Source organism: Microcoleus sp., from assembly GCF_049646505.1.
Classification (GTDB): domain Bacteria; phylum Cyanobacteriota; class Cyanobacteriia; order Cyanobacteriales; family Microcoleaceae; genus Microcoleus.
The window spans coordinates 1-11377 of sequence record NZ_JBARVX010000417.1 but is presented as its reverse complement, the minus strand read 5'-3'; the positions used below and the strand labels follow the sequence as shown (position 1 = coordinate 11377).

Below are 11377 nucleotides of genomic sequence, written 5' to 3'. Positions count from 1 at the left end.
CGCACCGAAAATACCGATCGACCTTCCGGGGGCGGGCCGCCCCTAAAAATGCGACCCGCAATCAGTCGCGGCTGGCGATCGGGAAGGCCGCACTTCAGAGCAAATCCGACTCTGGCGGCTCCGGAGTCGGCGGGGGCGATGCAGATTCTTGCCTTTGTCGCTTCAACTCCGCTACTTTTTCTTGAGCTGCATCCCTGACTTCTAGAGCTTTATCTTGGAGTTTTTCCGCCAGATTTTGAGCGCCCCGCCTCACCTCTGCCACATTTAGGAGAGTTTTGTCGTAATCTTCGTGTAAAAAGTCTGCTACGAGACCCACTTTTTTGTGCAGTCCCTCAGCGTACTGTACCGGCTCGGACACAGCAGCCTCTGAGACGATCGCCCGTTTCTTGCCGAGGGTAGAAATCGCCCCCACCGGCAACAAGTAAATCCCGTCTAAAGCGCCGCGCCAGCCGTTCGATTTAAACAGGTAATCGGTAACAGAACCAGTCGTGACATCAAATAGGTAGTCAACCACCGTACCTGCCTTATTTCCTGCGTCCGTGAGTACCTCAAGCCCGATCGGACAAACAGCTTGTTCCGGCTGGTGCAATTCGGGCAGTTCCGGGTTAATCGTCACAAAAACATTTTCGCCCACCGTATCAACTTGCGCCCAAGCGAACCAAGTTTTTTTGCTGCCCAAAAGTCCCGACTTGCAAGTAAAGCCGATCGCCCGCTGGGAGTGAGAATCGAGCCAAAGCTTGTCTACCCTGCCAACCTCTTCGGCAGTTCTGCGGTCGATCGTCCGGCGGTTGAGCAGTTCGCTGCGTTTAACAATCTGTTGAGATCTAGTCATAAATAAACTCCTGATATCAAATCCTCTCTTCATCGGAATAGTAAATTTTAGTTCACTGTTCACTGTTCGCTGTTCGCTGTTCGCTGTTGACTGTCAACATCACCTGACGGTGTTACCGCAAATGATCTGAGTGCCTACAACAGAAAAATGTCGGTCGAACCGTCGATTTTTGATTTTTGATTTTGACCCGCCAGACGAATCGGGGAACAATAACCGCCGTCTCAAATTTTGCGATCGACCCTCCGCAGTATCGGGGTTTGTACTGATTTTTCGGTGGAGTCAAAAAATGCCATTTCAATATTCTTCTTCCGAATATTTTGGAGTATTTTCTGCCTCCGTCAACTCCTCCTCTTCCCTGGAAGTGCCAACTTCTTTTTGGTCGGCAACAGGAAGCGTGCTCAGGGGCGTCCCCCGCGAAGAAGCGTGAATTGCCTTAACATCTCTTGGCTTGACGCTGGTTTGTCCTAAGTGGACTGAGGACTGATTTGGGCCGACATTGATTTGAATTTTCGGGCCCGATCGAGCCAAGTGAACGATCAGACCGTCCGCAATCGGAACCTTAGCGATCGGCTTACCATCGAGGTAAGTGCCGTTGGTACCTAAATTGATCAGTTCCCAAGTTATGCCGCTGCGCCGCAATTCGATGTGCCGACGAGAAACCACAGCGCTAAAAAGAACGACGTGGTTTTCGGTCGATCGTCCGATCCGGACGACCTGCTCGTCTTCAAAGATCCAACTGCGGACGGGTATAGACTGGAGTGGATGTAGCAAGGTCAGCTTAATCACATTGGCAGCATTGAGTTTTGGTAGAGCGCCTCAAGATGCGATTTTAGATTTTAGACTTTCGATCGCCCAATCCAAACTCGATCTAAGAGATTTGAAATAGAAACGTAACCAGATCTCCTTTCCCCAGAGAGATGCGGTCTCCCGGTCGCAACCGGTGTCGGTTTCCCTTTGGCAGAGGAGTATTGTTAACGTAAGTGCCGTTAGAACTGCCTACATCTTCTAGGTAGCAAGCATCTCCCTCCACCCGGAGATTTGCGTGTACCCGAGAAACTATCTCAGAATTAGCAAATCCGGAAACATCAATATCCGGCGGCACTAAATCATTTGGCTTGCCTATGTGAACCACAGACAAACTGTGAGGCAATTCCATCGGCGTATTTGTCTGAACGTGTATCAGACGCGCCGACTGCTGTTGCAGTTGAGTTTTAGCTACACCCGCCGGCGGCTCGGTGGCAACCGGACCAGAAATATTTGCTGCTGTTGCCACCGATTCAGTTGTAACAGGAACCGAGAGCGGAGATGGGGGATCTGGAATTGCAGGAATGCTGGGAGGAGTTTTTTCCAAGTTCGGCCCCAGATTTGGGGTGACAAAAGGTTCCGCTGCCGTCAGGGGTTCGGTGTCGGGCTCCTTATTTGCCGTAACTAAAGGTTCTCTTGCCATCAGGGGTGCGGTGGGCGCTAAATCCGGTACCGGTGGCGATACCACTGTAGGCTCCACCGTCGAGGCGGACGGTACTGTCACCTCAACTTCTGGAACTGTGGAACCCGGACGCAAGTTAAAGCCGCACTGACCGCAAAATGCTGCATCTGTCTGAACCGCTGCACCGCAGTTCGAGCAACTTGCGGTAACGGGTAAAGGCGTGTAACAAGCCTCGCACTGGCTGGCCCCGTCGGGGTTCTGGTGATTGCAATTGGGACAGACAATCATCGATTTCTCCTTGCTATCGGCCAGATTTTCAAATCAGCCTCATAAAAATATTGGGTATATGGTCAAATTTTAACTTTAACCGCCACAATTCTTGTATTGCTTAGCTAATACTAGCAACTGAGATCGCGCCGCGATGTTGGCGGTGACGGGCAAAATAAAGTTACTGATAGTGGTGGCTGTGTTGGCACGGTGCAAGCTCTCCGGGCTATTTTACGGCTTCGCCAGCGGCCGCATCGAGCAGCCACCAAAGTTCGCCTTCTGGTTGAACGAGTCTGGCTGGATAGGTCGTGGGGTCGGCGGCGGGGGCAAAAATTTGAGCTAGGGCTGGTTGTTTGCTGGCTCCTGCGACTATGAATATGACGCACCGGGCGCGGTTGATTAAGGGGACTGTAAAGGTGATGCGGGGTTGACCGTCTTTGTTGCCGACAGTTACTAGGGCGTCGCGGACTTGCAAGGCTGGCGTGCCGGGAAATAGAGAGGCGGTGTGGGCGTCGTCTCCTATGCCTAACAGGATGATGTCGAAAGCTGGAAACTCGCCGCCGGATACTTTGAAGAACTGCTGCAATTCGGTTTGGTGCGCTCTGGCGTCGGCTTCGGGGTCTCCGGTGCCTGTGGGCATGGGGTGGATGTTGCTGGCGGGGATGTTTACTCGATCGAGCCACGCTAGGCGGGCCATTTTTTGATTGCTGTCCGGGTGTTCTGGGGGAACGTAGCGTTCGTCGCCCCAGAAAACGTGAATTTTGTCCCAAGGCAGGTCTTGGCTGGCGATCGATCTGTAGAGCGGTTCTGGTGTGCTTCCGCCCGCCAAGGCGATCGTACAAATTCCGCGTTCTGCTACGGCTGCTGCGATTTGCGACAGGACAACCGCGAGCGAGCGCTCTATGAGTTGTTCCCGATTTGCTAATACTTCTACTGCTTTTTTCATCAATTTTCTTTCTACTTTGCTGTTCGTATTGCTCCCCGGCAATTGCCAACTTTGTTTTGACATTTTGCTTGTCGGTCGATCGGCTAAAATGCCTGGAAAGCTATACACTGCGTCAAGTCGGATTTTATCATTCTTAGCCCGCTTTATTTTCCGAACGCCAGACATATTTCTACCAGTGCTTGATAGAGGTTTGCATCTTGTGGCAGATATGTTTGCAGCAACTTTCGATGCCAGCCCGCACTTGCGCCGGGAGAGCAAAAATCAACAAGATTCATGTGGTAGACTAAGAAAAATAGTTTTAAGTCCGCACGATCGGACGCAAGGAAAACTATGTCAAGTTTTAAGCGATTCCCTACATCTGTCCGCTATCTGATAGCGCGGTTGCGCCACTGGACGCAACCTGCGGTTTGGGCTCCGCTCGCCGTACTCTGTGCGGGGGGGGTATTTATCTGGGAGGTATCCGTACATCCAGAAAGATTGAGTATAGATGGCGAAGAATTAGCAGCCTCAAACAATCCAGGTTCGCTGCCGGGGCTGTCTGCTGAAGAGAGCGCCAATGCTGCTGAAATCGACAGCTTACCGGTGCTGATAGATCAGTTAAATCAGTCTAATTCTGACTTGAATTTGCTAAATTCTCCAGTGGTCAAAGGGCAAGGTTTATTCAACGAAATTAGCGCCCGCGGCTTACAAAATCCGCAGCCATCTTCAGCCCCAAAGCAGCGGGCAAACAGCAGAATTTTGAGCTTGCCAAATTTAGCAAATCCTGCGGCCGGAGTCCCAAACAATAACCCGCAAAATTCGAGTTTGCCAAGTTCAAACGCCACATCAGCTTTGAGTTTATCTGGCAGCGGGGCGCTGATTTCTGGGATAAAAACGATCGGCTCTCCTGAGTCGGCGGATACAGCGACAGGCAGTTTATCTCAGCCGTCGAGCGGTGCTAGTTCAGACCAACAAAACGATAATCCTCTGCCTTTGAGTCCGTTGCAAGCAGCTATGCAAAAATACGTCGCCACTAACACTTCGGCGGCGACTTCCACGGAGAAAACTGCCAACTCGGCTCAATTGCTCGATCGACCGGCTTCGGGCGAGCCTCCGGCAAATTCGGCAAATTTTCTCCCTGCAGCCGCCACAGCTCCAGAGAGAGTAAATCCCGTGAATGTTCCGGCAGCACTTCCCTCTGTTCCTGCTCAAACAAATACAACGATCGGCGAATCTCAACAATTCTTAAATCCATCAGCTACAGCCCCTGAATCATTTACCGGGTTAAATTCCAGAGTACCGAACCTGCGGGAAATTAATGCTGCGCCTGCAACTGTGGCGATGCCAAAAAATCCCTACCAAACTAATTTATCTGGGTTCGGCTTGGCACCGGAAGTTCAACCCCCTGCAGTTCCTGCTGCCGCACCGGGGCCAATACGGCTACTTCCCGTCAGTCAATCCCCTTTTCCGAGTGCGGGGGAAAGCAAGATAATTAGCCCTGAATTCTCTCCCAATTCAGCGAATTCTCAATATCAACAAGCTCAACCGATTCAGCTTAACTCGTCGGGCCAGCCTAACTTTGGAGCTGTTCCTCAAAACACCGATCGGGGCGATCGGCAAATTCAACCGCAACCTTTTTCTACACCTCGCTCGCTGACTCCGGGACGCTACATTGGTGGCGGCGAAATCAATACTTTTGCTAATCCTTAAAGTTAGTTGTTAGTTGGCAGTAGTCAGTTGGCAGTTGGCAGTTGTTAGTTGGCAGTTGGCAGTTGGCAGTTGGCAGTTGTTAGTTGGCGGTTGTTAGTTGGCCCGAAAGCAGTAGTTATTAGTTAACGGTTAACGGTTAACGGTTAACAGTCAACAGTCAACAGTCAACAGTCAACAGTCAACAGTCAACAGTCAACAGTCAACAGTCAACAATGCCCAATTCCCTGTTTGGCCAATTCCCAATTCCCAATTTGAAATAAATTACCGAGAGGCTGCTCGCACCAATAACAATCCTCCGATTCCAGAGCCAAAGGCGATTGGCAGCCAAGCCGAGAGAATCGGAGTCAAAACAGCTTTCACGCCCATAGAACTGGTAATGAAAGAAAATACATAGTAAGTAAAAATCACAACTACGCTAATCCCAAAACTCGTTCCTCTGCCGGAACGGCGCGGTTGAGTTCCCAAAGCTGCTCCGACTAAACCAAATACCAGGCACACGAAAGGAAAAGCATATTTTTCTTGAATTCGCACCTTGAGTTTGCGGATTTGCGGTGCATCGCCGCTGTTTTTCAGGATTTCTAAACGCTCTAAAGCTTGAGCAATATTCATTTCCTTGAAATCTCGCACTCTGGATGCTAAATCTAAGGGCGTGCGGGGGAGTTGCAACTGCTGGTGTTGAAACCTAACTATATTGCGGTAAGAGCCGTCAGGAGCGACGATATAAGCGGTTCCGTTGTAAAAATCCCAGGTATTTTCTGAGGGATTCCAGGTAGCTGATTCTGAAGAAACGATTTGATTGAGGCCTGGGGTGGAGCGATCGATAATTGTTAAACCTTTCATTTGCTTGCCGTCAAATTGTTCTGCATAAAAAAAGCGGGATAGGATTTCTTCTCCGCCTTTTTCTGGTTTGCGAAATTCTGTGTAGATAATATTTCGGTCTTGAAATGTTGGTTTTTCTCGCTTCAGGGCTCTGTCTAAAGTTAAAGTCGCTCTGTAGCTGGCGGCTGGTACGACTAACTCTTGCAAGGCAAAGGTTAAGCCGGCAACAATTAAGCTCATAATTACTGCGGGCATTACCAGTCGGTAAACGCTGACTCCGCAACTGCGGAGGGCGATGAGTTCGCTGTCGCTGGACATTCGGCTGTAGGCCATTAAGGTTGCTAGCAGCATTGACATTGGGAAAGCCAATACTACGAAGTAGGGAATTTGCAGCAGAAAAATTTCTAGGGCTGCGCCGTAGGGGAGGCCGGATTCTGTTACTCTGCGGACTAATTCAAATAAGGCTCCAACTGTGACGGCGACGGATGTAAAGAGTCCGACTCCAAACAAAAACGGGCCGATTAGTTCTTTGGTAATGTACCAGTCCATTACTGAGATTCTTGGCAGCCAGTTGAGGGGATTGAAAGATTTGGATATTGCTATTTTCATCGTTGCGCGTTCTCGCAGTTTGCTGGTTAAGCTAAAATTTAAATTTGCTATTCTAAAATTCTGCCTTTTGCTTTTAACTCACATCTTGCACGATTGTCAAGAACAGGCAAGATGCCTGTTCCACAAAGAGTGAATTTTTTTGTGGGGAGTAGGGGTTGGGCTTCTAGCCCGCCCATAAAAGGCTTGTTGAGAATGGTGCAACATCTCTGTTTTAAAAGACTACCGCACGAAGCTGTCGCCTAAGTAATACTGGCGTACTAAGGGGTTGCTGTAGAGTTCTTCTTCAGCGCCGGAGGCTAAAATTTGACCGTCTCGCATGATGTAGGCTCGATCGGTAATTTCGAGGGTTTCTCGGACGTTGTGATCGGTGATCAGGATGCCAATTTTACGATCGCGCAGTTTGGCAATTATCGTTTGAATTTCGTCTACGGCGATCGGATCGACGCCTGCAAACGGTTCGTCTAAAAATAGGAACATCGGCCCGTCTCGCCCAGCGGCTAACGCTCTCGCCAGTTCAGTCCGCCGCCTTTCTCCCCCGGAGATTTGAATTCCCAAACTGGATGCTATTTTTTCTAAGCGAAATTCTTGCAACAGGAAATCGACTCGATCTTTCCATTCCCAACGCGGCACTTGAGTTTGTTCGAGGACTAACAATATGTTGTCGCGCACGCTCATGTTGCGAAAAATGCTGGCTTCTTGAGCGAGATAGCCAATTCCCAAATGCGCTCGTTTGTGCATGGGCATTTTAGTGATGTCTAAATCGTTGAGCCAAACAGTTCCTTGATTGGGTTTTTCTAATCCGGTTGCTATGTAAAATGTTGTGGTTTTGCCGGCACCGTTGGGGCCGAGCAGTCCTACGATTTCTCCTTGGGCTACGGAAAGGTTGACGCGACTAACTACATTGCGTTTTCCGTAGGATTTGTGAATATTTTCGAGTACAATTTTCATACTTGCCGAGGCAAATTATTAGAAGTCATTAGTCATTAGTCATCAGTCATTAGTCATTAGTCATTAGTCATTAGTCATTAGTCATCAGTCATTAGTCATTAGTCATCAGTCATTAGTCATTAGTCATTAGGCAGGAGGGAGGAGGGAGGAGGCAGGAGGCTATAAGGGCTTCGCTCGGAGGGTTAAAAGAAGGAAGAATAAGTACACAGCCAGCCTGTGAGCGATACCTAATTTTACGTTTAATTAGGTGGATTTACTTGCCTGTTAAATTTCAGATTGCTGGTTGGTGCGATCGCCCCTCAAGTGGATATTTGACAATCTTCAGGTTTTTACTTTCTTCAAGACTAAATTTTGCATTTATTCTCAGCTTTCAGGTGCCGCGCATTTAAACTCCGATCCCGGAACAGGCAGGATGCCCGTTCCACAAGAATTTCGGTAAAATTTATTGTCCGAGGTAGCTATGCAGCAGTTGATGTTTTTGGTGATAAATTTTGCTGCTATGGGCGACTGTTACTAGGGGGCTGTTCGACTGGCGGGCGGTGTGGGCCCGATCGCACTTTGAGCTGCTGCATCTTGTTCGGGAGCAACCAGATAGACTGATTCTACCTGTCCTGGATTGTCTGGGAGGGCAATAAACCTGCCTTCATCGATCAAGTATGTCACGGTTTCGCCGCGGAGGCTGTTGCCCTGCTGCAATACGTAAACGTCGCCGCTGAGGATGATCCGGCGCTCGCGACTGAAGTATTGAGCTTGAGCTGCTGTTGCTTGTATTTGGCGGGCTGGATAGTTGATTTGGACGTTGCCGCGGGCTGTCACGATGCCGGTTTTGGAGTCGGCTTCTTGAATGTCCGATCGCACGGAAAGGGTTCGGGGCTGCGCGGTTTGGGAATAGGTGGGAGAGACAATCGCGCCGGCCAGAGTCAGGGGCAACAGCAGCGATAATCCTTTGAATATTCGGGAATTGAGTAGTTTAGCGGAGGGCATCATAGCTTGCAAGCCTCAAAATTTGTGAAATTGCTGAAGGGGATTATCTCACCCCCAGATTTTTCTCTAGGGAAATTACATCCACCACACGCGATTGGTTAGGTATTTTATCTTAACTGCCGTGAAAAATTCTCGTCAGGTCGATCGATTGACCCGATCGCCTCAACCAATTATCCTAGCAAGACAATAGCCATTTTCACGAGGTGTTTGGCTGATTTACACTTTGTAGTGAGGACTGAAGCCCTCTGGCTGCGGTTCGATCGTTCGGACTTCAGTCCTGGATGTGACTTTTAGTCAATAAACTTGTTGCATAAATCTGGGATTGATAATCAACCGCAGATGCAAAGCAGATGTACGCAGATGTACGCAGATAATTTGAATAACTGTCAACCCTGCGTCTGATGTTTCAAAATGTAGGGCAATTGCAAGCCTGCAACTTCTGTACCTGCGAACAACGGTAGAAAACTAGCTACTGCTTCCGGGCTTGCTTGTTGCAAAGTGCTCAATAGTTTAGCACTTTGTCGGAGCAAGTCTTCAACAGCAATTTCAGCGTAACTCGGCTGATAATAACTGAGCTTATTTATGCCTTCTCCGAGCAAGATTACTGCACCGCGCCAGTTTTGATTTCCTAAGTGATAAAGCGCGACGGCAATTTGCAGGATTCCCTGATAAAACCTTTTTTCCGGCTCGCCGGCTTCCATCCACAAAGCCTCTAAAGTGTCGTGACAAGCATAAAAATCTTGGCTGTTGAATTGTTCGATACCTTGCCAAAACTCGACCGGCATTTCCTCTGTCATTCGATTAGGGATTTTGAATTGGGATCTGTATTTTAGTAGGCGGCGATCGTTGAGGTCGATCTTAACTGTCAACTGAATTACGACTTCTTTTCACAACAGCTACCAATTTTATCAGAAAGAATTGGTTTAAAGCCGGAGTCCCGATCGGGAGAAATTAAAAGAAGACTATTCATCACTCCAATCCTCTTCTTTTCAGGTAGAGGTAGCTCTTAACTGTCAACTGTCAACTGTCAACTGTCAACTAAATACCGCCTACTTAACCGATTACATAGTCTCTCTGACAGCTTGAATCTGATCCATGCCAATTTCCTGATTAGTTCCCGCAAAATCGTTATCTGGCGTCAGAAATAACATACAGTGACACTCTTTGCGCTCGCGCATGGGAATGCAGGGACAGTTCCAGTAGGTGGCTTTTACTTCGGCTTCTTTATCTTCGTAATGGCGGCAAGGGCATAAGGGAGCGCCTAATTCGTCTTTGTGCTTTGCTAGTCCTTCTATGACGACTGCAGTGACTGAAGGTTCGGAACAAAAGTAAGTTCCGGTGCGCTTGGCGTAGGTTTCGGAGAAATTCTTCATGGCCTCCAAAGTTTTTTCGTTGGAGAGTTTGGATTTTTCAGTTGTGTTCATAGTTCAGGATCGGAGTTGAGGATGCTACGAGCTTTTAACAATTGTACCGCAAAATGTGATTTTAAACACTTGATATTTCTGTTTAGTTACAAAGAGTAAAATCTTGACAAAAATTTAGTTTTAGGTTGTGGGTTTTTTGGTGATTTTTCACGCATCCCGGAGAGTTCGCTAAACTGGGTGCAGATCCGGTTTTTGCAGCCGCCCCAAGATTTTGACGATCGCCCGCCCTGAAAAAATCATCCCCCAAAGGGGATACAAACAAGATAGAATATCACAGCCCTGTCCCTGTTTCTGGCATCTCATGGCAAATTCCCCGCACCCCGCCCACCCCAAAAAATCTGATTCTTCGGGGCTGAATTGGCCCGCTGACACCGAGTTAGTCGGATTAGTGTTTGAATTAACTCCCCGCGCTGCTAGCTATCTGTACGCGCAGTATGCCATAGGTTTACACGCTTGGTTTTTGCATCAAGTACAGGAAACTGACCCGGATTTATCGCAGCTTTTGCACGACGAGGAGTCAGAAAAAGCCTTTACTATTTCGGGATTGGAAGGTGATTTAGCTGCAAGTGGCAAAGACTTTCAGCTTTTGGGCGATCGTATTTATCGCTGGTACGTCACAGGACTTTCAAAGCGAATAGTGCAGTGGCTGAGTCAGTGGCTGCAAAATTTGCCCGAAGAGATAGATTTGCGAAATGCTCCGCTACTCATTCGCTCCTGCAATATTGCTTTTGCTCCCACAACTTACCAGCAGTTACTAACAGCAGAACCTCCCTTATCGCGAAATATAAAACTTAGTTTTGTGAGTCCTACAAGCTTTCGCAGCAAAGGCCATCACTTCCCGCTACCAGTTCCCGAAAATGTTTTTCACAGCTATTTGCGCCGCTGGAATAATTTTTCTGGGGTAATTGTTGACCAAGCAGAATTTTTGAATTGGGTTGATGAAAATGTAATTATTAGCCGCCACAAGTTGGAGTCGCAGAAGGTGGCGGCGGGCAAGAAAGGCATGGTGACGGGGTTTACTGGGGCTGTGGAATTTGCGATCGGGCGATCGGGCCAAAATCGCCCTGATTTTGTGCAATTATTTTATGCTTTGGGGCGGTTAGCACCTTACTGCGGCACCGGGCACAAAACAACTTTTGGTTTGGGACAAACGCGATCGCAATGGCTGACAGAATCGGTGACAGAAGTGTCGATACAAAGTGTATTGGCGGCGCGAATAGATGAATTGACACAAAAGTTTATGGCGCACAGAAAGCGTACAGGCGGGACTCGGGCTGCTGAGATTGCGGAAACTTGGGCGACGATTTTGGCGCGCCGGGAATTGGGGGAATCTTTGTCTGATATTGCTGCGGATTTGGAAATGCCCTATGAAACTGTGAAAACTTATGTGAAGTTGGCAAGAAGGGCTTTGAAAGTTGAGGATTAAAATAATT

11 protein-coding genes are annotated in these 11377 nt (G+C 48.5%); 2 read left to right on the top strand and 9 right to left on the bottom strand.

Going from position 1 to position 11377, the window contains the following annotated elements; all coding sequences use genetic code 11:
* Positions 1-94: 94 nt before the first annotated feature.
* From WBA89_RS20675 to pgl, 4 genes are all read right to left on the bottom strand, one after another.
* On the bottom strand, positions 95-832 hold the full coding sequence (locus tag WBA89_RS20675) for a PRC-barrel domain-containing protein (protein WP_424409087.1): 738 nt from the start codon (positions 830-832) through the stop codon (positions 95-97).
* Positions 833-1126: 294 nt separating this feature from the next.
* Positions 1127-1618: an FHA domain-containing protein gene (locus WBA89_RS20670; protein ID WP_424409085.1), complete on the bottom strand. Its 492-nt coding sequence runs from the start codon at positions 1616-1618 to the stop codon at positions 1127-1129.
* 82 nt (positions 1619-1700) lie between these two features.
* Positions 1701-2546, bottom strand: coding sequence for an FHA domain-containing protein (locus WBA89_RS20665; protein WP_424409083.1), 846 nt, complete (start codon positions 2544-2546; stop codon positions 1701-1703).
* A gap of 205 nt (positions 2547-2751) precedes the next feature.
* Positions 2752-3471 carry a 6-phosphogluconolactonase gene (gene pgl, locus WBA89_RS20660; RefSeq protein ID WP_424409091.1) on the bottom strand — a complete coding sequence of 240 codons (720 nt, stop codon included), beginning with the start codon at positions 3469-3471 and terminating at the stop codon, positions 2752-2754.
* Positions 3472-3801: 330 nt separating this feature from the next.
* Here pgl and WBA89_RS20655 point away from each other — a divergent pair, with 330 nt between their 5' ends.
* The gene (locus WBA89_RS20655) at positions 3802-5160 is read left to right on the top strand and encodes a hypothetical protein (RefSeq protein WP_424409081.1); all 1359 of its coding nucleotides are present in this window, start codon (positions 3802-3804) and stop codon (positions 5158-5160) included.
* A 261-nt stretch (positions 5161-5421) separates the two neighbouring features.
* On the opposite strand, the gene WBA89_RS20650 is transcribed toward WBA89_RS20655, so the two are convergent.
* From WBA89_RS20650 to WBA89_RS20630, 5 genes are all read right to left on the bottom strand, one after another.
* Positions 5422-6588 (bottom strand): LptF/LptG family permease, encoded by a 1167-nt coding sequence (locus WBA89_RS20650; protein ID WP_424409079.1) that lies wholly within the window; start codon positions 6586-6588, stop codon positions 5422-5424.
* A gap of 219 nt (positions 6589-6807) precedes the next feature.
* Positions 6808-7536 carry an LPS export ABC transporter ATP-binding protein gene (gene lptB, locus WBA89_RS20645; protein ID WP_424409077.1) on the bottom strand — a complete coding sequence of 243 codons (729 nt, stop codon included), beginning with the start codon at positions 7534-7536 and terminating at the stop codon, positions 6808-6810.
* Between the two features lie 513 nt (positions 7537-8049).
* Positions 8050-8523, bottom strand: coding sequence for an LptA/OstA family protein (locus WBA89_RS20640; protein WP_424409076.1), 474 nt, complete (start codon positions 8521-8523; stop codon positions 8050-8052).
* Between the two features lie 383 nt (positions 8524-8906).
* The gene (locus tag WBA89_RS20635) at positions 8907-9317 is read right to left on the bottom strand and encodes a DUF309 domain-containing protein (RefSeq protein WP_424409089.1); all 411 of its coding nucleotides are present in this window, start codon (positions 9315-9317) and stop codon (positions 8907-8909) included.
* 264 nt (positions 9318-9581) lie between these two features.
* On the bottom strand, positions 9582-9944 hold the full coding sequence (locus WBA89_RS20630; RefSeq protein ID WP_424409074.1) for a ferredoxin-thioredoxin reductase catalytic domain-containing protein: 363 nt from the start codon (positions 9942-9944) through the stop codon (positions 9582-9584).
* A gap of 301 nt (positions 9945-10245) precedes the next feature.
* On the opposite strand from WBA89_RS20630, the gene cas6 reads away from it, so the two are divergent.
* Complete coding sequence (cas6, locus tag WBA89_RS20625) at positions 10246-11370, top strand: CRISPR-associated endoribonuclease Cas6 (protein ID WP_424409073.1); 1125 nt, start codon at positions 10246-10248, stop codon at positions 11368-11370.
* Positions 11371-11377: the final 7 nt, after the last annotated feature.

Excerpts from the sequence above, each read along its gene's own strand:
- WBA89_RS20675 (WP_424409087.1), bottom strand. The coding sequence starts at position 832 with ATGACTAGATCTCAACAGATTGTTAAACGCAGCGAACTGCTCAACCGC.
- WBA89_RS20665 (WP_424409083.1), bottom strand. The coding sequence starts at position 2,546 with ATGATTGTCTGTCCCAATTGCAATCACCAGAACCCCGACGGGGCCAGC.
- pgl (WP_424409091.1), bottom strand. The coding sequence starts at position 3,471 with ATGAAAAAAGCAGTAGAAGTATTAGCAAATCGGGAACAACTCATAGAG.
- WBA89_RS20655 (WP_424409081.1), top strand. The coding sequence starts at position 3,802 with ATGTCAAGTTTTAAGCGATTCCCTACATCTGTCCGCTATCTGATAGCG.
- WBA89_RS20650 (WP_424409079.1), bottom strand. The coding sequence starts at position 6,588 with ATGAAAATAGCAATATCCAAATCTTTCAATCCCCTCAACTGGCTGCCA.
- lptB (WP_424409077.1), bottom strand. The coding sequence starts at position 7,536 with ATGAAAATTGTACTCGAAAATATTCACAAATCCTACGGAAAACGCAAT.
- WBA89_RS20640 (WP_424409076.1), bottom strand. The coding sequence starts at position 8,523 with ATGATGCCCTCCGCTAAACTACTCAATTCCCGAATATTCAAAGGATTA.
- WBA89_RS20635 (WP_424409089.1), bottom strand. The coding sequence starts at position 9,317 with ATGACAGAGGAAATGCCGGTCGAGTTTTGGCAAGGTATCGAACAATTC.
- WBA89_RS20630 (WP_424409074.1), bottom strand. The coding sequence starts at position 9,944 with ATGAACACAACTGAAAAATCCAAACTCTCCAACGAAAAAACTTTGGAG.
- cas6 (WP_424409073.1), top strand. The coding sequence starts at position 10,246 with ATGGCAAATTCCCCGCACCCCGCCCACCCCAAAAAATCTGATTCTTCG.